27 protein-coding genes and 1 riboswitch are annotated in these 26988 nt (G+C 36.8%); of the genes, 1 reads left to right on the forward strand and 26 read right to left on the reverse strand.

Annotated elements, in window-relative coordinates:
- Positions 1–19: 19 nt before the first annotated feature.
- From G5W_RS0109730 to G5W_RS0109840, 23 genes are all read right to left on the reverse strand, one after another.
- Positions 20–466 carry a hypothetical protein gene (locus G5W_RS0109730; RefSeq protein WP_010096249.1) on the reverse strand — a complete coding sequence of 149 codons (447 nt, stop codon included), beginning with the start codon at positions 464–466 and terminating at the stop codon, positions 20–22.
- Between the two features lie 148 nt (positions 467–614).
- Entirely contained in the window at positions 615–1766 is a 1152-nt protein-coding gene (locus G5W_RS0109735) for a mannitol-1-phosphate 5-dehydrogenase (RefSeq protein ID WP_010096250.1), read from the reverse strand.
- A gap of 1 nt (position 1767) precedes the next feature.
- Positions 1768–2208: a PTS mannitol transporter subunit IIA gene (locus G5W_RS0109740; protein WP_033445644.1), complete on the reverse strand. Its 441-nt coding sequence runs from the start codon at positions 2206–2208 to the stop codon at positions 1768–1770.
- Positions 2205–4319: a BglG family transcription antiterminator gene (locus G5W_RS0109745; protein ID WP_010096252.1), complete on the reverse strand. Its 2115-nt coding sequence runs from the start codon at positions 4317–4319 to the stop codon at positions 2205–2207. Before G5W_RS0109745 ends, G5W_RS0109740 begins: the two co-directional genes overlap by 4 nt.
- A gap of 186 nt (positions 4320–4505) precedes the next feature.
- On the reverse strand, positions 4506–5930 hold the full coding sequence (locus G5W_RS0109750; RefSeq protein WP_010096253.1) for a PTS mannitol transporter subunit IIBC: 1425 nt from the start codon (positions 5928–5930) through the stop codon (positions 4506–4508).
- A gap of 270 nt (positions 5931–6200) precedes the next feature.
- Complete coding sequence (locus tag G5W_RS0109755) at positions 6201–7475, reverse strand: hypothetical protein (RefSeq protein ID WP_138919012.1); 1275 nt, start codon at positions 7473–7475, stop codon at positions 6201–6203.
- Between the two features lie 4 nt (positions 7476–7479).
- The gene (locus G5W_RS22790; protein ID WP_010096257.1) at positions 7480–8232 is read right to left on the reverse strand and encodes a YiiX/YebB-like N1pC/P60 family cysteine hydrolase; all 753 of its coding nucleotides are present in this window, start codon (positions 8230–8232) and stop codon (positions 7480–7482) included.
- A gap of 425 nt (positions 8233–8657) precedes the next feature.
- Positions 8658–9125: a CBO0543 family protein gene (locus G5W_RS24660; protein ID WP_010096258.1), complete on the reverse strand. Its 468-nt coding sequence runs from the start codon at positions 9123–9125 to the stop codon at positions 8658–8660.
- Positions 9115–9615: a CBO0543 family protein gene (locus G5W_RS0109770; RefSeq protein ID WP_010096259.1), complete on the reverse strand. Its 501-nt coding sequence runs from the start codon at positions 9613–9615 to the stop codon at positions 9115–9117. Before G5W_RS0109770 ends, G5W_RS24660 begins: the two co-directional genes overlap by 11 nt.
- Positions 9616–9806: 191 nt before the next feature.
- Positions 9807–10013, reverse strand: a complete 207-nt coding sequence (gene copZ / locus G5W_RS0109775) for a copper chaperone CopZ (protein WP_010096260.1) — start codon at positions 10011–10013, stop codon at positions 9807–9809.
- A 30-nt stretch (positions 10014–10043) separates the two neighbouring features.
- Positions 10044–12428, reverse strand: a complete 2385-nt coding sequence (locus G5W_RS0109780; RefSeq protein WP_010096261.1) for a heavy metal translocating P-type ATPase — start codon at positions 12426–12428, stop codon at positions 10044–10046.
- A 13-nt stretch (positions 12429–12441) separates the two neighbouring features.
- The gene (locus tag G5W_RS0109785) at positions 12442–12744 is read right to left on the reverse strand and encodes a metal-sensing transcriptional repressor (RefSeq protein WP_010096262.1); all 303 of its coding nucleotides are present in this window, start codon (positions 12742–12744) and stop codon (positions 12442–12444) included.
- A 115-nt stretch (positions 12745–12859) separates the two neighbouring features.
- Positions 12860–14278: an MFS transporter gene (locus G5W_RS0109790; protein ID WP_010096263.1), complete on the reverse strand. Its 1419-nt coding sequence runs from the start codon at positions 14276–14278 to the stop codon at positions 12860–12862.
- 72 nt (positions 14279–14350) lie between these two features.
- A complete protein-coding gene (locus tag G5W_RS0109795) occupies positions 14351–14968 on the reverse strand; it encodes an NAD(P)/FAD-dependent oxidoreductase (protein ID WP_010096264.1) in 618 nt (205 codons plus the stop codon).
- Positions 14969–15048: 80 nt separating this feature from the next.
- Positions 15049–15333: a glutaredoxin family protein gene (locus tag G5W_RS0109800; protein WP_010096265.1), complete on the reverse strand. Its 285-nt coding sequence runs from the start codon at positions 15331–15333 to the stop codon at positions 15049–15051.
- Between the two features lie 37 nt (positions 15334–15370).
- Positions 15371–16042, reverse strand: coding sequence for a hypothetical protein (locus G5W_RS0109805; RefSeq protein ID WP_010096267.1), 672 nt, complete (start codon positions 16040–16042; stop codon positions 15371–15373).
- 248 nt (positions 16043–16290) lie between these two features.
- Complete coding sequence (locus G5W_RS0109810; protein ID WP_010096268.1) at positions 16291–17241, reverse strand: cation diffusion facilitator family transporter; 951 nt, start codon at positions 17239–17241, stop codon at positions 16291–16293.
- 17 nt (positions 17242–17258) lie between these two features.
- A complete protein-coding gene (locus tag G5W_RS0109815) occupies positions 17259–17594 on the reverse strand; it encodes an ArsR/SmtB family transcription factor (RefSeq protein WP_010096269.1) in 336 nt (111 codons plus the stop codon).
- A gap of 227 nt (positions 17595–17821) precedes the next feature.
- Complete coding sequence (locus tag G5W_RS0109820; RefSeq protein WP_010096270.1) at positions 17822–19219, reverse strand: DUF1565 domain-containing protein; 1398 nt, start codon at positions 19217–19219, stop codon at positions 17822–17824.
- 193 nt (positions 19220–19412) lie between these two features.
- Positions 19413–20612, reverse strand: coding sequence for a M20 family metallopeptidase (locus G5W_RS0109825; RefSeq protein WP_010096271.1), 1200 nt, complete (start codon positions 20610–20612; stop codon positions 19413–19415).
- Between the two features lie 13 nt (positions 20613–20625).
- Positions 20626–21477, reverse strand: a complete 852-nt coding sequence (locus tag G5W_RS0109830; RefSeq protein ID WP_010096273.1) for a MetQ/NlpA family ABC transporter substrate-binding protein — start codon at positions 21475–21477, stop codon at positions 20626–20628.
- Between the two features lie 58 nt (positions 21478–21535).
- Complete coding sequence (locus G5W_RS0109835) at positions 21536–22198, reverse strand: methionine ABC transporter permease (RefSeq protein ID WP_010096275.1); 663 nt, start codon at positions 22196–22198, stop codon at positions 21536–21538.
- Positions 22188–23213, reverse strand: coding sequence for a methionine ABC transporter ATP-binding protein (locus G5W_RS0109840; RefSeq protein ID WP_010096276.1), 1026 nt, complete (start codon positions 23211–23213; stop codon positions 22188–22190). Before G5W_RS0109840 ends, G5W_RS0109835 begins: the two co-directional genes overlap by 11 nt.
- A 118-nt stretch (positions 23214–23331) precedes the next feature.
- A riboswitch (SAM riboswitch) is annotated at positions 23332–23444 on the reverse strand.
- 410 nt (positions 23445–23854) lie between these two features.
- On the opposite strand from G5W_RS0109840, the gene G5W_RS0109845 reads away from it, so the two are divergent.
- The gene (locus tag G5W_RS0109845; protein ID WP_138919013.1) at positions 23855–24247 is read left to right on the forward strand and encodes a hypothetical protein; all 393 of its coding nucleotides are present in this window, start codon (positions 23855–23857) and stop codon (positions 24245–24247) included.
- Between the two features lie 238 nt (positions 24248–24485).
- On the opposite strand, the gene G5W_RS24035 is transcribed toward G5W_RS0109845, so the two are convergent.
- From G5W_RS24035 to G5W_RS0109855, 3 genes are all read right to left on the reverse strand, one after another.
- Entirely contained in the window at positions 24486–24569 is an 84-nt protein-coding gene (locus G5W_RS24035; RefSeq protein ID WP_202798742.1) for a hypothetical protein, read from the reverse strand.
- Positions 24570–24689: 120 nt separating this feature from the next.
- Positions 24690–24833: a hypothetical protein gene (locus tag G5W_RS24040; RefSeq protein WP_202798741.1), complete on the reverse strand. Its 144-nt coding sequence runs from the start codon at positions 24831–24833 to the stop codon at positions 24690–24692.
- A gap of 666 nt (positions 24834–25499) precedes the next feature.
- Positions 25500–26693, reverse strand: coding sequence for an MFS transporter (locus tag G5W_RS0109855; protein ID WP_010096279.1), 1194 nt, complete (start codon positions 26691–26693; stop codon positions 25500–25502).
- Positions 26694–26988 lie beyond the last annotated feature (295 nt).

Raw genomic sequence — 26988 nt, forward strand, 5'->3', positions numbered from 1 at the left:
CATCTCCCGTTCTCATTTGTTAACCCTCTGAACTCTCGTCTAATATCCAAGGAATTCGAGCCTCAACATCGACCTGCAAACTAGGACGTGGAAGTTCATCTTCTTTTACTACTAACTCCTTCGTGATCCCAAATGTGAAAAATCCTACAGTAGTAGTATTGGTTTCATTCCATTCTGAATCCGTACAATAACTTCCTTCTATTAATTGACCAACAAAAGGATAACTTGCTATATACAAATGCAGCCCTTTCTCCGTTTTGCCAAACTCAGATAAAAGCATGGGCTTGGAAGGATTAATTCCTAAAATAGTAAAAATACTCTCCATAGTGGGGGAAAAATTTTTAGTTACTTCCTTGAAATTTCTACAGTATAAACAATGACATAAATCTATATCTTTATTATACAATTGTGCGGTTTTATTCCAATCAACATCTAACAACCAATTTTCTAGTCGGATTCGTTTCACGCCTACATCCTCCTACTTTAGAATCAACCCTCATACTAGTCTCTACTATCTAGAATATTAGCAAAAAAGCGATTCTACTCCTAGTAGAATCGCTATCTTTTTACAAAAGGTGATGAACCCCGTATCGGGTCTATAACCCTCGCTATCACTATTTCTTCAATTGTGTATACTGCTCAACAATTCCTTTAAATAATGGAGAATCAGCCTTTAACTCGGTATATTTTTCAATAGCCGCTTCTAATCCATCTTCCTTAATCTTTTGCTGAATTTGCACCGCTTCTTCATCTGCCTCAACATCGTATAACAACGCAGCAGCAATACCTTTTAATAAGTAAATAGGTTCCTTACCAATTTCTTCTAAGTAAAGTGTTGCCGGTCGAACTAGTCGATCACTTGGACCAATTTTCCGAATAGGAGAACGTCCTACACGTGTCACTTCGTCCACAATATAAGAATTAGAGAAGCGTCCCAAAATCTTTTCGATATAGTTGTCATGCTCACTCTTATCAAAGCCATATTTAGCTACCAAGAATGCCCCACTCTCGTTAAGCGCTCCTTTAACTAATTCAAGAATTTGCGAGTCCTCCATAGCACGATTAATCGTATCAATTCCATAATAATATCCAAAATATGCTGCCAGTGCGTGGCCTGTGTTTACTGTGAAGAGCTTCCTTTCAATAAACGGAACCAAGTCTTTAACATAGGTTATTCCTTTAACGGGTGGTTTTTCTCCAACAATTTTCGGTTCTTCTACAACCCATTCATAAAAAGGTTCAACCTTCACCATCAACTTATCTTCATTTACTTGATTGGGAACAATACGGTCAACGGCTGAATCTGGGAATCCAAATCGTTCATCAAATCGACCCTTCTCTTCCTCTGAAAGCTTTTCATAAACTTTTTCCTTCAACAAAGAGCTTCCACCAATCATATTTTCACATGCAATCACATTGAGTGGTTTATCACTTGTGTTAAGTCGGCTACGTAAACCTTCCGTCACTAATTCCGCAATAAACGGTAGAATATTAGGGCCAATAGCTGTTGTTACTAAATCAGCTTCTGCGATAGCTGATATAACATCCTCAGGGTTTGTTGCACTATTGATTGCTCTCACATTTTTAATAATGGTTTCCCCTTGATTAGGCTCAGCAAGGACAACACGATACTCTTGTCTCTCATTTAGCAATTCAACCATTTCGTCATTAACATCCACAAAACAAGTTTCATAACCAGAGTGATAAAGTAAATTACCAATAAATCCTCGACCTATATTTCCAGCGCCAAAATGAACAGCTAACAAATTAATTCACTCCTTCAAAAATCGCTAATACCTCTTCAGCAGAATTTGCTTTTACCAATGATTCAATATTCTCTTCCTCTGAGCAAACAATTGCTATTTTAGACAGAATATCAAGATGTTCATCACCTTTTCCGGCAATACCAATCAGTAGCTTCACGATGTTTCCACCACCAAAGTCTACTCCATCTGGCACTTGTACAATCGATATACCCGATTCTTTTACGAACGACTTAGAGTCCTCTGTACCGTGTGGTATCGCAACAAAATTGCCCATATAAGTTGAAGTTAACGCTTCTCTCTCCAGCATCTTTTCAATATAGCTTTCATCTACATATCCTTTTTCCACTAATACACTACCTGTTAAACGAATCGCTTCCTCTTTTGTCCCTACATTAGCATTTAACATAACATTATCCTTTGATAAAATTTCAGTCATTATCATACACTCCTTATTTTTTGGATTTTCTCATTAAAATAGTTATCAAATCTTATTGTTAGAAGCTCCAAAATGTTGTCCTCATCATTAGATTGAAAGATCCTCATAGCATCTTCACTCTCAATTAATAAGGAGCTTATATAGCTTAATACTTCCATTTCCATATTTGAAGCATCTACAGGTGATAACATAATCATAATATGTTGTACACTCATTAGTGAATTATCCATTCCACTTAGCCTAACCGGATGTTCTAGTCTATAGATGGAGAAAATAGGATGATTAATTTCATTCGTTCTTGCGTGATAAAGAGCCATTTCTGTACCTGGAATACCTAAACCACCATGTTCTTCCCTATTCAAAAGTTCCTGAACGACCACTTCAACCATGCCGATTTTATTCTTAGCAGCCAATGACTGACATGCTTCGAGTAGAAGTTGTTCCTTTGTGACTTGACCAGTAATCTCTCCTAGCTCAAATCCTTCTATAATGGTTTGAATGGTACCAGCCAGCTCTTGAATCTTTTGCATTTCTTCCATAAGCCCTTTTCTTGTTTTGCGAGGGCTTATCGTGTTTTGTACCGTTAAATTAATTTTTTTATTGTTCAATCGACTATTAAGGATGGAACGAATCTTACTAATTTCATCCTGATTAAGCAGTGGACTGACTATGATATAATCCAAGTTACTATCCGGAATAGGGATAGTTGATATAACAAATAAGTCGTCAGTTACTTGCATGTTCTTAAAATCTTGTAAAGAAACATTTTGAATATCCGTAAGCCCAGGAAATTCTTTTTGTAGCCTTGTCACCAGCATTTTTGATGTTCCTATTCCTGTTGAACAAATTACAACCGTTTTAAAACTTCGCTTTTCTTTCATATTGGATAGAGCCGCTCCAAAGTGCATCACCAAATAGCCTATTTCCTCATCAGGTACATGGTGTTCACGAAAAACCTCTTGTACACCACTCTTCACAACTCTAAAAAGGTCACCATAATCCTTTTTGATTCTGTCCAACAAAGGATTACTTATACCCATATTGTTTTTAATTCGATACATAGCTGGCTTTAGATGAACAACAATCCCCTCCAATAAGGACTGGTTCGTACTCAGCTGAACTCCTAAATAATTACCTACATGTTGGATCAAGCTTCTAGCTTTAATTGCTATTTGTAAACTGGTATCCTCCATTAAGTAACTATTATCATGCCGTATCTTAGCACCTTTTAAGTGCATGGTGATATAGGCAACTTCTGCTCTTGGTATTTGGATTTCAAATAGTTGTTCAAGCTGCCCTACAATTTTTTCTGCATATACATATTCTTTTGTGCCTATTTCATTTTCATACAAAGAGGTCTCGGCTTTAATACCTTCGCCTTTTTGTATTCGTTCTATTGCAAGTGCAATATGGACAACCAATCCAATAAAGGCACTCTCGGTCATCGTATAGGGAAGTTCATCTATATTGGATTCAACCACTTTTTCAATAACTAGTAGCTTACTCTTTTCCACAAGACCTAAAAGCCTTTCAGCAATCGTGTCTATTTGACGTGAGGTTCGTCTTTGGATACTCTCTCTTGTTATAGATAGTAATTCTGTCTCATCCAAATGCTCGGAGATCATCGTTCTCATGGTCCTTCTTTTTGCGCTTTCAGAACCCTTGAGTTCTACCCCATATCCCCTTCTTCTAATGAGTGTTAATCCAACTGATTCCATTCGCTCTTCCATTTTAGTTAGGTCATTGCTTACTGTAGCAACTGTTACATTTAAATCATTTGCGAGCCCAAGTAATTTCACGGGGCCATTCGATTCCAATAGCTCACATAAAATAATGGTTTGTCTCTCTTCTGGTGTATATTCTGTTTGATTCAAATTATATAAGAACATTTTTAGTTCTTCGATTTTACTAGGTTCCCCGATTATTTGAATCCCTACACCGGACTTCTTATGTAACATTAAATTCTTTTCTATTAATACATCCTCAACATTTTTTAAGTCTCGATGGATGGTTCGTTCACTCACGCCAATTTGTTCTGCAAGATCTCTTACTGCCAATTCTTTGCTTTCTGTTAAAAGAATCTCAATAATTTTCCTTTCTCTTGCGGAAATGTACATCGTTCTCACTCCGTCCAACTATTTAGACCGCCGTGCCCCACCTTAAGATGTTGACATGATTTGACAATATACTTCTATCTTAGTAGCACTTCAATCCTTTTACAACCAATCAAAAATACAATTTAGTCATATGAGTTGTTGCCAAAATTTAATAAGCCTAGCATTATACTAGGCTTATTATTTCAGTTATTTAGATTTTAAATCATTAATTAATTCTTCATACTTAGGACTGTTTAAGAAGTTCTCTACTGAGATGTGGGTTGCATTCGGCAGTTTCACCTTTGCACGATCGGTTAAATCTTTATGCGTAATTACCAAGTCTGCATCATCTGGTAAATTATTGATTGCTGTGTTAATAACCGTTACATCCTCTATACCAGCTTTTTGTACTTTATTCCGTAGAATAGAGGCTCCCATCGCACTAGAGCCCATCCCTGCATCACAAGCAAATACGATTTTATTGATTTGGTCTGCTTGGATAGATTCTTGTGTGTTCGTCAAAGTAGAAGCTACAGAACTCTTCTTCCCTTTCATTTCTTCCATCTTAGACGTTGCAGCTGATAAATCTTGTTCTTCTTTCTTGTTTGTCTTAAGAATTAGTGCCGCTACTAAGAATGAAACGACTGTAGCTACAATAACACCTGCGATTACTCCTAGATACCCGCCTTTTGGCGTCATCGCAAGTAAAGCGAAAATACTACCTGGTGATGGTGAAGCAACTAGACCTGCATCAAATATAGAGTATGTGAATACTCCACTTACTCCCCCTGCGATTGCTGCTAAAATTAGAGCTGGTTTCATTAAAATATACGGGAAGTAAATCTCATGAATACCACCAAAGAAGTGGATAATTGCAGCACCTGGTGCTGTTTGTTTTGCTGTTCCTTTTGCAAAGAACATAAATGCTAATAGAATTCCTAGACCTGGTCCAGGGTTCGTCTCAAGCATGAACAGTATTGACTTTCCTGCCTCTGCTGCTTGATCAACACCAAGAGGAGTTAGGATACCATGGTTAATTGCGTTATTTAAGAACAATACCTTCGCTGGCTCGATAAAGATATTTGCTAAAGGCAATAAATTAAGATCTACAATCCATTGAACTCCTGAAGCAAGTGCATTACTTAAACCTTCAACAACCGGTCCAATCCCTTTAAAAGCGATTAGTGCTAAAATAGCCCCAAGGATACCAGATGAGAAATTATTCACTAGCATTTCAAAGCCAGATTTAATTTTTCCTTCAACCGCTTGGTCGAACTTCTTGATTAGGTAACCCCCAACCGGTCCCATAATCATAGCTCCTAGGAACATCGGAATATCAGATCCAACAATAACACCTATTGTTGCTGTTGCACCGACCACTCCTCCACGGATATCATGAACCATACGCCCACCAGTAAAACCGATTAATAATGGCAGTAAATATTTGAGCATTGGATCTACTATTGTTGCGAATTCTTCGTTCGGGCTCCATCCTGTTTCAATAAATAATGCAGTTATAAGTCCCCAAGCAATGAATGCACCGATATTCGGTAGTACCATTCCACTTAAGAAGCTACCGAACTTTTGTATTTTAACTCTGATGTCAGACTTCTCCTTTGAGTTTTGACTCATTGTCGGTCTTCCCCCTTACTTTTAATTAGTACTTTATACCCTTATGTTAAAGCGTTTGCAACGGAGTATCAATCTAATCAAAAGTGCAATTTGTCAAAAACATTGTTGACAAGATTTTAATTAGATTTAGTTCGATCGTACAATTGACTTTTATATACCTATATTTACCTAATTAAAACAAATGATTCTTTTAATAAACACAAAAACACCTTCGAACACGGTATCTCTCTTTACCATTTCAAAGGTGTTTCAAGTATTTATTTTTTCCGCTCAATTATCAGAAGTTGGACGGACCGCAAAACTATTGTTTGTTGGGGTTAAGGATTGTTTCGAGAACAGTTTAGCTAGCTTTTTTCCTTCTGTAATATCAACTATTGTAAATTTATCAGGTGAACTTAAACTGGTCTTTATTAGACGCATCTTAGTACCTTCACGATCAGAAGAATCACCCCATGTTGTATCGTTAACTATCAAATAAATGGAATCGTTAACGATACGCGCCGTATAAAACATTTCATTTTGGACCTTGATGTCATAGGATTGAACAAGCTCCGTTTTATTCGTATCAATATTAGTCTTCATTAATTCTGCCCGTTCATTAAACCAATACAATTCATTACCAACCAGTGCCTGCTGATCCGTGTAATACGTATAAGAGCTTAATTCATTACCGTAATGATCGGTAGAAACAGCGATTCGGTCTAGTTCAAATGTACCCTCTTGAATATTCCATTTCATCAGATTGGTTTGAACTTCATCGTTAACAACCTCTGCCTCGCCGATTACATGAACTGTATCATCTTTTTGTGCAACCTGTTGAGAAATTACGACTGGCTCCATATCAGGATTAGGTAATTGATGGGAGGATAAAACTTTCGGTTTTAGATCATCACCAACAAACTCAACTAGTCCCATATGACCACCTTTATTAATCCCATTCGGTAAATCGAAACTAGATGATACCCCGTAAAGCTGTGTCCCCGCAGTAAAAAGGTAACTGTAAACGCCCTCGACAATTGTCTCTTTGCGTTCTCCCTTATGTTGATACGTGATGCGTGTATCATAGCCATCTTCACTAAAGCCAATGTCAAACCAGGACCATACACCACCATCATCATCGACAGAAGAACCGTATTGCGCCGTACCCTCTAACAAGTCCGTTGTTTTCTCAGCCTTCTCTACCTCTCCCTCGTTGTTAATATAGTATTCATATTTATAATCTGAGAGATAGAGACCATCTTCTGTCCAGTTAACATTGGCACGGTCAAGATTATATGTCTTATAGGCATCCCATTTCCCTTCATCATCAAACAATAGCAATACATTTCTACCGTTTTCCTGATCATCTTCATTCCACAAATCTGCTGAAAATATCATGGCATACGATTTACCGGAAAGATCAATTTTATCCACTTCAAACAAATTAATACTCGCTTCACTAACAATTCTCTTTTTATCTGGTTTGCTTTTATCTTCTGAACAACCCGTTGCGATCACAATCAAAAGAATTAAGAAGAGGATTGCGTTAAAGTGCGTTCTTTTCATAAGTTTATTTAGAAGCATATGTCACGGTTTTAGAGGAATCTCTGATGTTAGATGGGTAAACACCAGGTCCACCGTTGCCATCTAAATTAATACCAACTGACTTTTCATAGGCAAACCAAACCAAGCCAGAGCAGTTTAATCTAGACGTTGTCAACTTATTAGCAGCAAAGTTTAAATCATACGGCTTATTTCGTAGGTTATTATAGGCATAATTAGCTGCTTTATTACGATTCGTTTGGGTTGTTTTAACATACTGCATTTTTATGCCATTCTTTAATCCTATTTTATTGTAGGCACTTTCCGCTTTGCTTTTCTTCCCTGGTCCAGGTGCATGAACGACTGTAGTAGTTGTATAGTATATAGCACTATGTCCATGATTTATCCCTGTCCATGCTTTGGAATACATGACATCACCTTTATACTTTGCTTTTCCAGGGGCTTGGTTTGGAGAGCTATTATTTTGTATAGTATTTTTATTACTTTCTAGTTCAATTTTTTGTGTAAGGGCCTCTTCATAAAATAGATCCAGTGATTCAGCTTCCGTTAGCCCTTCTGAATTTGCATATTCTTTAACCATAGAAGCAATTTCTTCTGAACTCAATTCTGGATTAACAAGCTCAATTGTTGATAGTTTCTCTTCATTTTTAAAATCCACACTTCCATTTGCCGATGCTATACTCGGAAATGTACCTCCTGTGACTAGCATCACTGTTAGCAATCCGGTTGCCCCTTTTCGAACCCATTTCATTTTACTCATTAACATCTTTCCCTTCATAGTATATGATGTTAATTACCTATAATTCCCTATTTTAGGAATGGATGTAAAACTATAATAATTATAACAAGCGCTACTTTTAAAGTATATGATATATCTTTCCTATATTTACCAAATATTCATAGGTATTCTACCTCAAATTGTTGGAGTATTGATACGGGTTAACATAAGAATTTATAACTACTTCTATATATTTTTTCCTATCAATAGAGTAAAGATCTAGGGAACTATACCAAGGTTTGCCCATCTTGGGATGGCGTTGTATCTAATAACAAACTGAATGCTGATTAAAAACCATACAGTAGAATGGAACTCTAAATAGCAATAAAATCACAAACATCCGCCTGTGATTTTATTGCTATCAACTACCGTCTTAATCCTGATCTCTTATGGTGTATAGAAGTTTCTTAAGCTGTTTTTCCTTTGAAGAACCAAATACAAAGCAAATGTACTATAAAGAATGACAGAAATAAGGTTATCCATGTTAAGTACCAATCCCAATGAATGTATTTAATTAGGTCCGTATGTTTTTCTAATATAATCTCAATTATAGACATTACAGTACAAAAGCCAGCATAATAACCAAACCGAAAGAGAACACTTCGACCATTTGGATACCATACATTAAATGCAGCACATATTACGGGGAAAACATAAAACTCAAACGTGAAACTCGTTCGATTAATCGTAGGAAATAATCGCACAGGATATTCAATCAACCCGAACTCTACTACGACTAATCCAAGTAAGAAAGTCAGAACCTGTTTTAATAAGAAAGCCACCACCGCGAGCCTTAACTTACTTTTGGGAATGAAAAAAAGAATTCCAGTAGATATAATATATGCTGATAGTAATATCCAAAATTCAGTGGTCATTTGGTTCACTACCCTTTGTGCGGATTAATTCTTCCTTATAGAACCAATTACAGATAAGTACACTTACAAAAAAGATAAACCCAATATATATCCACATCCCCGACCAGGTAATCCGTCCATATTCTAACAAATTGGTATATCTTTCAAGTATTACATCAAACAACGTAATCGAAGAGACCCAAAATAAATAGTATATTATTCTATATGGTATACTGCTATTTACTCTCCTATTGACGTAGTAAATAGAAAACAACACGGGATAAAATAAATAGTTGATAGTAATAGTGAGGTCTGTTGCTTTTGGTAGCACACGGACAGGGGCACTTAATAAGTCATATTTAAAAGAAGGCATATCGCAGAGCCAAATAATTCCCTGAAACACCATGAAGGATAGAATTCCCTTCCGCCTATTGTTACGTGGAATAAGTAGAAAAAAACCAGCAATCCCGAATAACCACATTGCAGCTAAAATAACATAGTCCGTCAGCATATAGGAACTCCTCATCTTGTTAACATCATACTTAATTTATTAGCAAAAACCGGGGTTTCTATTCTCTAATTATCCTGATAATTACTGACATTTATGCATTACTAACAATCTGTTCTATCCAAGTGGGTAATACGATAGGAATAGAAAAAGCTGACTTTCATATTTGAAAATCAGCTTTTTCATTCATATAGTTAGGCTTCCACATCATAGCCCTGCTCTTCTATTGCTTCTTTCATGGTATCAACATTTACCTTTGAATCATCAAACATAACTTTTACAGAACCCGCTTCTAAGTTAACTTCAGCTGCTGATACACCATCTAATTTTTTTAATGCACCTTCAACTGACATTTTGCAGTGACCACATGTCATACCTTGTACATTTATCGTTTTCTCCATGATTCTTTCACCTCCTTTAAATAGGTTGTCTTAGATTTTTACTCGTTTTAAACGAAGAGAGTTTGTTACAACACTAACTGAGCTTAAAGCCATTGCTGCACCAGCAATCCATGGTGCAAGTAATCCAATAGCTGCAACTGGAATTCCCGCTGTATTATAGCCGAATGCCCAGAAGAGGTTTTGACGGATATTTAGAATTGTCGCATGACTGATTCTAATGGCTTTTGGAATTAATAATAGCTCTCCACCAAGAATCGTAACATCTGCCGCTTCAATCGCAACTTCCGTACCTGTGCCAATGGCAATTCCAATATCAGCAGTTACCAATGCCGGAGCATCGTTCACACCATCACCAACCATTGCTACCTTTTTACCCGTATCTTGAATCTCTTTAACTTTATCAGCCTTTTCTTCAGGCAATACTCCGGCAATTACTTGGTCAATCCCTACTTGCTTAGCAATTGCTCGAGCTGTTCTTTCATTATCCCCTGTTAACATGATTACTTCTAAGCCTTGTTCTTTTAACTCTTTAATTGCTTGTGGTGCTGTTTCTTTAATGGTATCCGCAACAGCAACCATACCACGATATTTTCCATCAATAGCTATCAACATCGCTGTTTTGCCATTGACTTCATATTCAACTAATATCTCTTCCTTATCTCCAATATCAACTTGGTGATTATGCATTAGTTTTCGATTACCTACAAGTATTTGTTTCCCAGTGATCTTCGCTTCTATACCATGACCAGGTATTGCAACAAACTCATCCACTTCGACAAAATCAACATCTTTTTCTGTTGCATAAGCGACAATGGCTTCTGCAAGTGGATGTTCCGATCCTTTTTCTGCACTAGCTAATAATTGTAGTGTCTCTTCATCACCAGTGAAGTCCGTTACTTCAGGTTTTCCTTTTGTAATGGTCCCTGTTTTATCAAGAACGATAGCATTTAACTGATGCGTTCTTTCTAAGTGTTCTCCACCTTTAAACAAGATTCCACTTTCTGCCGCTCTACCTGTTCCAACCATAATGGAAGTTGGCGTTGCTAATCCTAATGCACATGGACAAGCGATTACAAGTACAGCAATTGCTGCAACTAATGCAGGTTCAAATTCGCCAGGTTGAACAAACGCTATCCATACAATAAATGTTAAAATGGCAATTACCACAACAATTGGCACGAAATATCCAGATATTATATCAGCCAAACGCTGAATTGGTGCTTTCGATCCTTGAGCTTCTTCTACAACTTTTATAATAGAAGAAAGCGCAGTATCCTTCCCTACTTTTGTAGCTTCCATTTCAACCGAACCATTTTTATTTATGGTTGACCCAATTACTTTCGCCCCCGGATCTTTCTCAATAGGAATTGATTCACCTGTAAGCATGGATTCATCTACAGAGGTTCTTCCTTTCACAACAACACCATCTACAGGTATTTTCTCCCCAGGTTTTACAACTAACCTATCGCCTACCACGACTCCTTCAATAGGAATCATTACTTCCTTACCACCTCTGATGACACGAGCTTCTTTTGCTTGTAGGTTAAGCAATTGAGAAAGTGCATTCGTTGTCTGGCTTTTTGCTCGAGCTTCTAAATATTTACCAAATAAAATCAATGTAATTAACACAGCACTTGTTTCAAAGTATAAGTGTGGCATATACTCAGGATTACCGATGGTTTTAAATGCCTCGTATAAACTATAAAAATATGCAGCACTCGTTCCTAATGCAACCAATACATCCATGTTTGCTCCACCGTTCTTCAGGTTCTTATAGGCACCAACATAAAATTGCCATCCGATAATAAATTGAACAGGCGTTGCTAACGCAAATTGGAACCAAGGATTCATGAATATATGCGGTATATTCATATTAAATAGGTGAACCAGCATGGTTACGAGTAGTGGGACAGAAAGTATAGCCGAAACAATCAACTTGATTTTCTTACCTCGAAGTTCTTTCTCCTTATACGATTGCTTTTCTTTTGCTTCTGCCTTTGGTTTCGCGTCATAGCCAGTATTCTTGATTTTTTCAATCAAGGTATCTACATCGACTATGCCAGGATTATATTCAATCGCGGCACTTTCCGTCGTTAAATTTACAGTAGCATTCGTTACTCCTTCTTGCTTGTTCAGTACCTTTTCTATTCGGGTTGAACACGCGGCACAAGTCATTCCAAACACATCAAGATCGACTTTCTCCTTTAAAACACCATACCCAATATTTTCGATTTTCTTCGTAATGTCATCAAGAGAAGTTTCTTCTGGATTATAGTCAATAGATGCCTTTTCCGTCGTTAAATTGACCTGAGCTTCAACTCCATCCATTTTATTTAATGTTTTTTCAATACGGTTGGAACACGCGGCACAGGTCATTCCTGTTATACCTAATGTTGCATGATTTGTTTCGCTCATAGCTGCTCCCTCCTTACTTGGAGAATTGTTTTAGGACTTCCATTAATTCCTCAATCGTTTCTTTACCTTCACCTTGTCTAATCGCATCACTAACACAATGGTTGATGTGTCGCTCGGTAACAGCGAAACCTACATTTTTTAAAGCCGATTGAATTGCACTTATTTGTACTAGAATATCTACACAGTATCGGTCTTCTTCAACCATTTTCTGTATTCCACGAACCTGACCTTCTATACGTTTTAAACGGTTAATAACTTTTTGCTTTTCATCTTGAGTTCTTGGTTTACTTGGGTGATCATGTAAGAATTTATCCAAATGAATCACTTCCTTTTATTTTATACTTATACTATACCCCCATATGGTATTTTTGTCAAGAAGAGACATTCTATTTAGCGTTCTTCCATGAAAATTACCCAACAAGTGGTTCATATTATTTGGTTGAACGAGTAAACAGAAGTGCCAACACAGCACCAACCAAACCTATAATACCTCCCCAGAAAAACGCCTGTTGAAAACCATCATTCAATGCAACTACCTGTGACCCAGATGTGCTAGTGGCCGTTGTTGCACCTGCTATAGCTACTATTACAGCTAGACCTACTGCTGACCCAATTTGGTAAAAAGTATTGTACAAACCAGATGCAATACCTGATTTTTCTGATTCGACCTCTGCCACGGATGCTGTTGTAGCAGGTAAGTAAGCAAGTGCATTACCTAGAGATGCTATTAATGAGGCCAATAGCACATTAGTCCAATAGCTACCGTCTACTGTAGCAGTTTGTGAAAATAAAATACCCCCTACTCCAAGTAAGATAAACCCACTAATCATAGTTTTTTTGATTCCAAACCTATCCATAACCTTCTCTGCTATTAAGATCATAAATAGTGCCATAAAAATTGGCATCGGTAGCATGGCCATTGCTCCAACAAATGGAGAAAGCTGTAATACCTGTTGCAAATATAAGACAAGTATATATACAAGCGGGAACCATGATGCTGCTATTAAGAAAACAGAAACGTTCCCTATAGACAAGTTAGGGGTCTTAAAGATGTTAAGTGGCAGGAGCGGTTCTTTTATCTTAGACTGGATGATAATAAATAAGACAAGTAAGACTGCACCAATAGCCAATGGAAGCACAGTATTAACAGACTGCCAGCCATTATGCTCTGCTGTAACGATTCCATATACAATTAACATCGAAGAAACAGTAACTAGAATGGCACCGATATAATCGACACGACCAGTAGCTTTTCTTCTCGTTTTTTGCAAAAGCTTTGGAGAAAAAATAAGCACGATTATACCAAGCGGTACATAGATTAATAACGTCCAGCGCCAACCTAGAAGTTCTGTTATGACGCCACCTAAAACAATACCTAATGCGCCCCCTGCTGCACCAGAAAGTCCCCAAAATGCAAGTGCTTTACCCATTTCTTTACTATTAGAAGAAAAAAGTAGCATAATCATCGACAGTGCTGCAGGGGCAATAAAAGCAGACCCTAATCCTTGAACTGCTCGAGATGCATTTAGACTCATCTCACTCCAAGCTAACCCTGCAAACAACGATGATACAATTAACACGATGACACCCAAATTAAATATGCGTCGATTACCGAATAAATCCGCTAATCTCCCTCCCAAAAGGAGAAATCCTCCAAAAAACACAAGAAATGCACTCATTACCCATTGTAAGTTTTCTTGACTATAACCAAGCGTATCTTGAATAGATGGTAATGCAATCTGAATAATGGCAGAATCCATCATTACAAGGAAATTGGCAAAACACAATAAAACTAGTGCTTTCCAACGCATTGGATCTGGTTGCGAGATTGATTGTGAATGTGTAGACATGATGTACTACCTCCATTTTTATTTTTTACAGTATTTTGATTCTAATTCTAAATAATGAGCGTCAGCCCTTAACTATCCAGTCACTTCCTCTTTACCTATCCGCTTCCAGAATTTAAAAAATGTCTCCCGTTTTTTGCCCATTTTCGAATAAGTATCAATAATCTTTTCTACAGTATCGTACAATTCCTCTGGAGTTATATTTTCCTTGAGTAATGAACCAACCTCCGCATCCATTCCTTTCCCTTTTCCACCAACATATAAATTGTAATGATCCTTAAACTTCATAACTCCTATGTCGCTTACCATAGGTTCTCCGCAACCAATTGGACAGCCTGTATAAGCCATCTTCAGCGTGAAGGGTACTGGCTTTCCGGCAAAACGGCGATTTAATTCTTTAGCCACTGGCATCCCTTCTCGTTCTTCACCTTTACAAAAATTGCAGGTTCGCAGACTTTTAACGAAGTTACCAACTGGGTAACAGGACAGCCCAACCCGTTCAAATTCCTCTATAATCTCCTCTTTTCTATTCTCTGGAATTTCTATATAGAGTTGTTGAAAAGTAGTCAATTCAAGTTCATCATCCGCATTCATATATTTAGAGATTGTTACTAGTTGTCTTGCATCTAATTTTGCTCCAAACCCTATCCCACCATTTATAGCAATCTTTATTTTTTTATCTTCAGTCTCCACGCTTATTCCCCTTTCCTCTCATATACACTTACCATACTGGGGGAGGGTATAATTTTATTTAAAAAATATACCCTATCCAATTATTTACTATCTAAATTTAACAGCTGCTTTATTTCATCCTTATTTCTCTCGAACCCTACAAAACTAACCGATTTTCTCCTCACCCCAAACCTGGATGGACTGGAAAATATAAGTGCTGGTACTATTCTATTTCCTGTTATCTTGATAAGATCCTTTTCTTTTGACGGTTGTTTTACTAAATCGAATTCCTTATGAGGAATTCGATAATTTTGCAGGAATTTCTTCAAGTCCTGGCAATCTGAGCAGGTAGGTCTAGTGTAGACTTCCAGATAATACTTCTTCATCTTAACCTTCCCCCCTTAGGCATATTACTAATCGTACTTACTCTGTTACTTCTATGACAAAAGGATAAACATATTTCTTATCACCAAACTTAAATTCTGCCCAAATTTTGTACATTCCCGCTTTTGAAAAGTGTGCTTTAAAAGTTGTCGTGTCTTCTGATTCTGGATGGACATGAATATACTGGTTGACTTTCTCATCGACAACAACCACATGACCCAAGGCACCTAGATGTGGATCTGGTATCACACCGTGCGTATGAAAGACCAATGGTACTTCTTCATTAGTAGTAGCGTGCACGGCATTTAAAGTGACCCTCTTTCCATCTATCTCTTTTGTCCAATGGTCCATTCCTGCAAATCCCACTTTACTTGTTTCCATACTACCAACCTGAACAGTAATTGGCGTAATTTTATAAGCTTTTTTAACTGGTGAAATATCAACAAACGCTTGATAAGTTCCATCAGTTAGAACTTGATTGACAACATAGAGTCCTTGTTTTTCTTTTTCTGGATGCAAATGATAGTACTTTTCTAAATCATTACTAACAATGATGAAATGCATCGCTTTTTCATGTTGTATAGCAAGTTCAGGTGGAATACCATTATCATCTTCCAATTTAATTAGAATTTTTCCATTGTTGTACGTTACATCTATTTTAATCTCCGATTCAACATGATGAGCATGATGATTGTGTTTACTATGATCCATTATTTCTTCCTCCTTCTAAGCTATAAGGTCATCTTGCATACAAAATTATTAAATCATATTTAATTCCACCCCATCTTACCATACCCCCGTTAGGTATTGTCAAGAGGAAAGTTTACATTAGCTTCGAAAGCTTAGTGGCTAGTACGAAAAATAAACTATACATAGACAAATAAAAATACCCCAAAAGCAAGATTTTCACTCTAACTTATGGGGCGCAAATTATATTGAAGAAGATATTTATTTCTGCATTAATGATGGTGGTGATAGTGTCCAGATGATTCTGCTTTCGCTTTACATAATATTGAATCGCTATGAAGATGTGCTGTTGTTTCCAATTGAATCGTCATATGGTGGATGTTTTTGTGTTCAAGATCATGTTCGATTTGATGAAGCATTCGCTCACTTTCAGCAATGGACATTTGATCATCTACAACCGCATGGCAGGAAAGGGCATTCAACCCGCTTGTAATCGACCAAATGTGTAAATCATGAACACCTTGAATGCCTTTTGTATTTTGGATTGTTTGGACCACTTCGTCAACATCTACGTTTTGTGGCGTTCCTTCCATTAGTACATGTAGCCCGGATTTAGTAACATAATAGCCGCTTCGTAATACAAGTGCAGCAACTACAACACTTGCAAGTGGGTCTGCCCAACCCCAACCAAAGAACATGATGAGCAAAGCAGCAATAATGGCGCCAATAGAACCAAGCATATCGCTAATTACATGTAAATATGCTCCACGCATATTCAAGTTCTCTTCAACATCTCCACCACGCATCATGACCCATGCAACCAAAATATTAATTAAGAAACCAATCGTAGCAATAATTAACATTCCAGTTGATGCAACTTCAGGTGGATTTTGAAAGCGTTGAACCGCTTCATAAAAGATATAAATTGCAATTAGTACAAGAGTTACCCCATTCAGAACAGCTGCCAATATTTCAAATCGTTTATACCCGTATGTTTTACTATAGTTAGAAGCTTTTTCCCCAAGTGAAAAAGCCAGTAATGCAATCCCAAGTGATATTGCGTCACTTAACATATGTCCCGCATCCGATAGTAACGCAAGACTGTTCGTCATGAATCCGCCAACAGCTTCCACAATCATATAACCGGTAATAATGATAAAACTAATCATTAACGTCTTTTTATTCGCACCATGTGAATGATCATGTCCATGGTTGTGTCCCATATTAAGCCCCTCCTAAACTAATGGTGTGCAGCATGCTCGATTGCCTGCTTTAACAAGTTCATAACGTGAACATCATCCTCCGAATAAAACAGTGTTGTCCCTGCCCTCCTATATTTGACTAATCTTAGATTTTTTAGGAATCGTAATTGGTGAGAGACACTCGATTGACTTAGATTTAACGTCTCTGCTATATCATTGACGGAACGCTCCCCAGTACATAATAGGTTCAAAATGCGAATTCTAGTAGGGTCGCTCAATGCTTTGAACGTTTGCGAAACGACAAACAACGTCTCTTCATCTAATTCTTTTTTTCTTTCATGAAACGTCTCCTCATGTTTTAACTCTTCACTCATCATTTTTACCCCTCTATACTATTTTTATTATTATATGAACATATGCTCATATATAGAATATGATGTTCTACAATAAATGTCAATTAGTTTGAACACCTAATTCAGAAAGCATTCTAAATTATAGTTATTCTAACAGATAAAAAGCCATGTCCGACTATAGGATATGGCTTTTTATTCTTTCTATTTGTGTTCAAGGACAATATATCTTATCCCCTTTCAAATGGTATTCATTCTAGAATATCTTTAGTTTTTGCATCTCGTTTAAGTTTAAGATCAAGTGATTTTTCATCTTGATATTCTATTTCTATATAACTGGATTTCTCATCACTATTAGAAGCCTTCCTAAAATCGGGAAAAGAGGTATATTCGGTCTCTTTCCAAACCCAGATACCGTCTTCACCTTTTTCAGCATGGAAAATATTGCGTATTAATTCATTATCATTATTTGTTTTAAAATAATTGGCAATAAATATTCGCGATGGCCCAGCAGTCATAATGTTTCTTTCAATTATATTGTTGTTTATGTCATGCTGTAATAATAACTGTCCGCCGTCTAGCCCTTTTGTATCATTTCGATACAGGATATTTTCGGCGATTAAAGAATTCTTAGTACCTCCCCTGTTCTGATCATATCCTCCAATTGATATTCCTGAATAAAAGTTTTGATAAACCACATTATTAATAATAGTAATATTTTCTGCGTAATGGTTAGCATGCTCTGATGTTGCCTCTATTCCAATATCACTTTGATACACTGTATTCTTCTCTATGGTTATATCTTTTCCGCCGTCTACATAAATACCCCCAGCTACATATTCCTCTCCGTATGCCGGGTTCCCAAAAGAAGATATTTCGTAAACCTTATTATCTTTTATAACTCCATTACGTACAAAATCGTGCTTCTTGTCATTTGCGACACCTTCATAACCAATCAAATCGATACCAATATTATCGTTTCTCCTAACTAGATTGCCGTCCACTTTAAAACCGTCAATATTTCCATTAAGAACAATCGATTCACTTGAACCAAGCTTTAAATCTTCTACGGTATTCTGGACAATATTTATATCTTTCATGGATTCTGTACCATATATGGCGATTCCATGAGCATTTCCATCATCTGCAAGTGTTTCTATACGGTGGACATGGTTATTTTCTAACGTAATATGGCTACTTGAACCCGTAACATAAATCCCCATAACCGTTTCATCTGTTAAATTTGTCGTTAAATCCTGTATTGTTATTCCACTTATTGTAATGTAATCTTTATCATGAATTGTAATTAAAGAAGTATCTCCCTCTTTATTTGTTAGCTTGCTACCACTAATAACTACTTCTTCTTGTTTATATGGTTTAAAAATTATGGGCTTGGATTTCGTACCACTATACTGTACAACAAGCGGTTCCTCGTAAATTCCTTCCCTAATCAAGACAGTAGTTCCTGCCTTAGCTTCTGAAGCAGCTTTTTGGAGTGTGCGAAAAGGCTCCGATTTCGTGCCCTCATTTTGATCATCACCATTCATAGCTACATATATGGTATTATCGTTGTTAGAATTTACATAGTTCAATACCATAACAATCATCACAGCAGTGACAATTAGGGTTATTATTAAAGATTTTTTCATCATTACCCTCCAAAGGAAAAACATCTATTTACTCTCTTATACTTTAGCTACTATAAGACTATTACAATTCTACCAAACTTTTTTAAAGTAATTTAAGTCAGTTACAAGATAATCCTTATTCGGTACATAAAAATATTCACAAAAAGGGGTGCTCACAAAAATGAACACCCTTAATAGTAAAACTGTAAAACTATTAATTTTTCCTCGCTTTCGACTGCACAAATGCTTCTTTCACTTGGCTTAAAAGCTCACCATCTTTTAGTAACCTGTATCCTGTAGCTGCGAGTGCTTTTGCTCCCTTTATAAGCGCAGCGTCTCCTTCTGGCGATTTAGCTGCTTCCCTAAATTCATTGGTATGCGCAATGAGATCATCCGGGCCAATCTTAATATGAGGATGAGCTGTTGGAACCTCGTAACTGATATTCCCAGCATCCGTAGAACCTTTACCCGATTCTTTAACTGTCCAAACCTTTTCTCCTACAGCCTCTAACTCTTCTTGTAATATAGAATCTAACACCGGATTCAACACAAAATCTTTAACTTCATTTTGAAAACGATCAACTTTCACCGTTGCACCGGTTGCAAGAGCGGCACCTTCTGCAATTGCACGTACCTTTGTCGATACTTCCTCTGTCTTTTTCCATGATTCCGCACGTATGTAGAATCTTGCAGATGCATATTCAGGAATAATATTTGGTGCATCTCCACCATGGGTAATGATTCCATGAATTCGGACATCTGTCGGAAGCTGCTGACGTAAAGCATTAATCCCAACAAATAGCTGAATAACTGCATCTAATGCATTAATTCCCTTTTCAGGAGATCCAGATGCATGGGCAGATTTCCCATAAAAATGAAAATCAAGTGGGTCAACGGCAAGTGACTCGCCTGTTAAGGATGTTTTTCCCGATGGATGAATCATAAGAGCGGCATCTATCTCTTTTAAATACCCATGCTTTACAAAACTGCCTTTCGCACTGCCATTGGGACCGCCCTCTTCTGCAGGTGTTCCTAAAACCACTACACTTCCGCCTGTTTCTTCTAGTGTCTTAGAAAGTGCAATCGCAGCTGCTACGCTAGTCGTCCCAATAATGTTATGACCACAGGCATGCCCTAGACCTGGAAGTGCATCATACTCTGCAAGAAACGCGATAGCTGGACCTGGTTTTCCACTGTCTTTCACCGCATAAAAAGAAGTTTCATGTCCAGCAACGGCTGTTTCTACTTTAAATTCTGCATCTGTTAAGGTCTCGACATGCTTTTTACTTGCAAAATACTCCTGATTTCCGATTTCTGGGTTAGCATGTATAGCCTGGCTCGTTTCAATATACTTTTGTTTATTAGATTCAATTGACTCATGAATTAACTCTATTCCGGATAATGTTTTACTCAACCTAATCTCCTCCTTATAGTCCTTCAAATTGTTCTAATAGCTCATCCTTTGATATATCAACTACTATAGAACCACCATTTGTATCAGCTTCCACTGCCTTCACGACTTCCTCTTCATGATACAGCTCGACAATTTTTTGATAGGTTTCATTGTTTTGATCATCTGAGCGTGCAGCAAATATATTCACATATGGCAAAGCATTTGGATCATCACCATCTTCTAGATAAATCGGATCCTTCACTGGATCAAATCCTGCCTGTCCAGCAACACCATTATTGATAACAGAGGCAGCCACATCAGGTAATACACGTGGTGTTTGCTGAGCAACAATCGGTAGTATTTCTAGATTTTTTGGATTCTCTACAATTTTACTTGGGTCACCGAATAGGCCAAAGTCATCCGCTAATGTAATTAAGCCTGCTGATTCCAATAATTTCAGTGCGCGAGCTTGGTTAGAAGGATCATCCGGTATGGCAATTTTGTCCCCTTCTTTAATTTCGCTAACATCTTTCACCTTTTCTGAGTATATCCCCATCGGTGCAATGACAGTTGCCCCAATTGGTACAAGATCTAAATCGTTCTCCTCATTAAATTGGGCTAAGAACGCAATATGCTGGAAAGAATTAAGATCAATTTCCCCGTCAGCTAATGCTTGATTCGGTAATGTGTAGTCCGAAAACTCCACTAGTTCAATTTCAATTCCTTCTTCTTTCGCCTTCTCTTTTAAAATCGGCCATACTTCACCATCTGATCCTGTTACACCAATCTTTACTACTTCCCCATCACCTGATGCCGTATCATCTCCACAGGCTGCTAATGTACCAACTGCTATTAGGATAAGTAAAATACTAAACCACTTTTTCATCTTTCTGTCTCCTTTTTCCGTAGTTTTATAGATTCATAGTTGCCCATTTAAAGCGTAATCATCGTCTCATTATCTTTCTTGATAATGTATTTCCAATCCACTGTGCGACCTGTACTAGAATAATTAGAATAATTACGGTAACAAGCATGACACTACCATCAAACCGTTGGTATCCGTAAGTCATCGCAACATGCCCTAAGCCGCCCCCACCAACTGTTCCAGCCATAGCGGAGAAATCGATTAAACTTACCGTTACAAAAGTTAAGCCTAAAATGAGCGGACCGAGTGCCTCTGGAATCAACACGGTAAAAACGATACGTAAAGGACTTGCCCCCATCGCTTTAGCCGCTTCAATTACTCCAGAGTCAATGCTGACTAAGTTGTTCTCGACCACTCTCGCAATACCAAACGCGGAGGCAATGGTCATCGGAAAAATAGCTGCCCACGTTCCAATCGTCGTCCCGACCACTGCTCTTGTTAAGGGACTAATTGCTACTAAAAAGATGATAAACGGAACTGGACGAATAATATTAATCAAGAAATTAAGCAAATGGAACAAAAATTTATTCTCTAATATATTTCCTGTTCTTGTAACAAACAGTAGTAAACCTATCGTTATACCAAGAATTGAACCTAGAATGAGAGTCATAATGACCATTAGCAGGGTCTCCCCGGTAGCTTCCACAATACGTGGCCAAAAAGTACTCCAATCAACCTTCATTTATATTCACCTCCTCCACACTCACATCTTTTGCTAATTCCGAAAGTACAGATGAGATATGATCCTCTGGACCTTCAAATGAAACAAGCAGATTTCCATATAATCTCTCCTGAAGCTCTCGTACAGATCCATAGACTATATTCACGTCCACACCGAATTTTCTTGTTACACGAGAGAGGACAGGGTCACTAGCAATTTCACCTTTAAAGATGGCACGATATAAGTGCTTCCCACCTTTTTTCCTCCACTCCTCCAATAATGATTCAGAAGGTCTATCTTGCTGAACCGATTGAATAAAACGCTGAGTAGTAAGATGCTTAGGATTGGTAAAAACATTAAAGACGGAGTCTGATTCAATTACTTCTCCATTCTCCATCACTGCTACCCTGTCACATATTTCTTGTATGACATGCATCTCATGCGTGATTAATAAGATGGTGATTCCTAATTCCTTGTTTACTTTTTTGAGAAGACGAAGAATTTCCCCAGTAGTGTCAGGATCCAGCGCTGAGGTCGCTTCATCACAAATTAAAATATCGGGGGAGGTGGCAAGCGCTCTAGCAATCCCTACCCGCTGCTTTTGCCCACCTGATAATTGTTCAGGAAAATCCTTTGCCTTATCTGTGAGCCCCACAAAGCGAAGAAGCTCATCCACGCGTTCATTTATCTCTTTTTTTGGCACACCTGCCAATTTTAAAGGATACGCGACATTTCCTGCGACTGTTCTAGAAGCGAATAGATTAAAGTTCTGAAAAATCATCCCGATTCGGCTTCTCAGCTTTCTAACCTCTTTCTGTGACAGCGAGCCGATATTAACTCCTTGCACTTCAATTTCACCATTTGTCGGACTCTCCAATAAGTTCACAAGCCGTAATAATGTACTTTTACCAGCACCACTAAATCCGATAATCCCAAAAATTTCCCCCTGTTGAATGGTGAGGGACACATTTTTCACCGCGTCCACCTTACGATTGCCAATTTTAAAGGTTTTCGATATATTCCGAAATTCAATCATGTGCTTGTTCCACTCCTGTTCTAAAGAATTATGTATACAACAAAAAAGACCTTCCTTTTTTCTTATCCAATAGAAAAAAGGAAGGTCTCATGTTATGTTATCACATGAAACAACTTCCTTCTTATCTTTCAAATGTACATGACATTTGCAGGAATTGGCACAGTGTTAATCGATATTAACCCGCTGCCGAGACTTCATAGGGCCTGATCCCTCGGTCTCTCTGGATAAGAAGAAAATTTCAAAATTTATTAATTTGTAAGATATGATAACTACTATAGTACCTAAAGACACAGGTGTCAATCTTTTTTTAGACTTTTTATTTTTACTTTGAGTATTACTGTCAATACATTCATCATCATACTACATCTGCAAAGTGAAGATTGGATTTTAAATCAAAGAGGAGGAAGATTCCGATGAAAGATATTTTCCTTGTAGCGGGAACCTCTGTAGCAACCGCTTTCATGTAAAAATTTGATAGAAAAGACCACATTGTATGAATCATAAAAATAGAGCGTGTCTATCAATACAGGATTTTCGGGAAAGATAAAAATTTAACCAAAAAAGGAGGAAATTATAGTATGGAGAATGCAGGAAGAAATTTAAGTTTGCCAATTGCTGGTGTCTTATTAGCTGCTTAATTGGTGGTGTGGCTTGGACATCTATTGCTATCAACAGAATATAAAATAGGCATTGTTACCTGGGTCATTGAGGGATTATCTGGGCATTTAGTATATTATCTCTCAAAGAGTAATGTAGTGGTTTTCCATCAGTTCATAGCTGTAGTGAGAAGTCTAATAGGGATATTGTTAAGAATATACTTCATTTTAGGTTATTACATTATCTATAGTATTTCAAGTATTTTCCAAGAGGAGACTATTTCACTATTTATTGACAATATTTCTTTGTGGCGGTATGGATATCGTTTTGTACTACTGATAGCTGTAACAGCATGGCAATTACCATCACAGCTTAGTCAAAAATCTAATTCAAAGAGTCCGGCATCAGAACCGGCTATAGAATATCTAGTGGAATAATACATGCAATAAAAACTTCGACTTTTCAGTCTCGAGTGGAACTCGTTTCTGGAAATCGGAGGTATTCCGTTTGCTTTACCAATATAACAAGAAGCAACTATTAGTACCAGTATTGTAAAAAGTTCTCTTTTATTGGAGGAGGGGAAGGTTGGAGTTATGAGAAACTCTACTTTATGCCAATCTTTTGATTATACAATCTTTAATTCCAAGAGAACCTCCCACCTGTTTTCCCTACTAATTATTCTCCGCCAGGAACTCCCAGTGCTTCACCAGTAATAGCCGCAGCACCGTCAGATGCTAAAAATACAGCTGTTGCTGCAATTTTAGAAGGCTCAAGTAAACGTCCTAACCATTGATTACCATTATATTAGTTTTCAATGCTTCTACTATGGAAGTACCATCCTTTTCTGCCAGTTCAGGTAATTGTTTTTCTTTTAGTTCGTTACGAGTTGGAACGTAGATTGGCATTAGCTGTAAAACCAATTTGTCCATATTTTGCTGCAACATATGCAGATTTATATTTATCAGGTCTTCTTCCGTTTCCTGAAGGTATAGTAATGAATAGACCATATTTTTGTTCCTTCATTGCTAGAAGTACATGTTTTGTTTAAGAATGTTCCTTTTAGAATAACATCTACTACTATGTCCCTTTTTTTCTTTCATGAATCCATAATTAGGTGAAATAAACTGAATTCTCGCATTGTTAATTAGAACATCTACTGTTCCACGGTCTGCAATAATTTGTTCTACTGCACTTGAACGTTTTGTCGCATGTTAACAATTAACATTCTAGAAGTAAGAATTCTTCAATATCTAACGGGGTACTATCTTCATACTATGTAATTTCTTGTATTTTTCCTGATCTAAATCTTTTAACATTTTGTTTGTTAACTTTAAATATTCTTTCTTAACATATTTAATTAGATTGAATGTTAGTTTCTCGATTCCTGATATAATAATATTAGACTGGCCAAGTAGGTATAACTTTACTACAATGTTTGTTATCCCTTAACTCTCATATTATAAAAGTTTATCCATCCATCTGTTAATTTGGTTTCAAATTAAGTCTATTGATATTCCTACATAGATATAATTGACAACTTCCAGCTATCATCAGTTCCCATTTGCTGTCATACCATATTCCCGTATCCACTACTTCTCCGAGCTTTCCTAAAGTCCTATTATAATACGGATTTTGCCTTCATCGTTCCAATTAACATTACGAGAACTCCAATTTCATTAATTATAGGGGTTAACTAATCCTCTCAATTTTCCTTGTTTCTTTACTTAAAAGTGGTAATGCAGACATTAAAATTACCCATGTACCCGCAACATAAAAAATATATCTAACAGGTATTACATCTGCTAAATATCCTCCTAATAGAACTGTGACCGGCATTATTGATGCAGAAATGCTAACTACTAGTGAATCTATTCGGGCGCGGAATTCTTCCTTTACTAAGGTTATTAAAAGAGTTCCAAAAACAACACCATAGAATACACTACATATCATTTGTATTGAGAGCAAAATCACCGCTATCATTAATTGGTCAAAAAAACCAATTAATATCATACATAAACCTGCTATGATATTACTAAAGCTTAGCGTAATAATAGGTTTAATTTTCTTAGCTAATCTTCCAACGAATAATCCTGCTAGTATCGAAACGCCGATCCCTGAAGCTTCTAAAAGTCCGTATTGAGTTGCATTTGCCCCATATTGAGTTTTAAAAATAACAATATAAAGATGACCAACCGATATTACATTAACTCCCATATTCATTAATGATAGTATTAATAAAGTTTTTTGTTGCTTCAGAGTGTTGATACCTTCTTTTAATTCTGCTAAATAATTTTTTCTTGTCAGTACTTTCTTTTCATTCTTTTTATTCAAGCTTTTTGGTAGAACTAACCAAGTTGTTAATAGTGATGCTAACAGGAAAATAATAGAATGAGTTAACATTACTCCTATAAACCCAATGAATGAAAATAATATTCCTGCTATAGCCTTACCTAATACTGACGCGGAACGCTCTACAGAGGACATATATCCATTTACAACTACGATTTTCTTCATACCTACCAATCGTGGTAGCATTCGTCCTACAGAAGGGTTTATGAACGCTTGGGCTACATCATTAAGTATAACCATAGCTAACACAATAAAGATTATTAAATTGTTTATTAATAGATATGCTGCTATAAGTATTAGACCTATTAAAGCAAGTACTAAATAGGCTTTAAACATTGCTTTCTTGGGACTAGTGCGATCAACTAATACACCAATGAAGGGACCAAAAATAACATTAACTATAAATGATATAGTATATATTACTGAAGTTAAAAATGCAGAATTGGTCTCTTCTAATATATACCAAGCAATACAAAGGGTGTAGATTGCATCTGCAAGTACTCCAAGTCCCGTAGAACTAATAATTAATGTCATATTTTTTTAATTGGAAGACTCGAATCTTTCTCTTCGTATACTTCTTCCATTATATTCCTCCTTCAATAACCAAATAATAATTATATGTTAACTTATTAATTCTAAATATTCAATGTTCATTTTAGTAATTTTTGTAAAATTCTGTTGAAAACGAATATTTAATATAGTAAGATAATAAACGAGGGAGAGGTAATAGTTTGATATAGGAATAAGTACTACCTTTTAGGGTAATGCTTAGATACTACTTTTATTTAGTATATTATATCAGCCTGTTTTTATTTTATTGATAGGGGGA

Origin of the sequence: Ornithinibacillus scapharcae TW25 (assembly GCF_000190475.1) — a bacterium.
In the GTDB taxonomy this organism is placed as follows: domain Bacteria; phylum Bacillota; class Bacilli; order Bacillales; family Amphibacillaceae; genus Ornithinibacillus; species Ornithinibacillus scapharcae.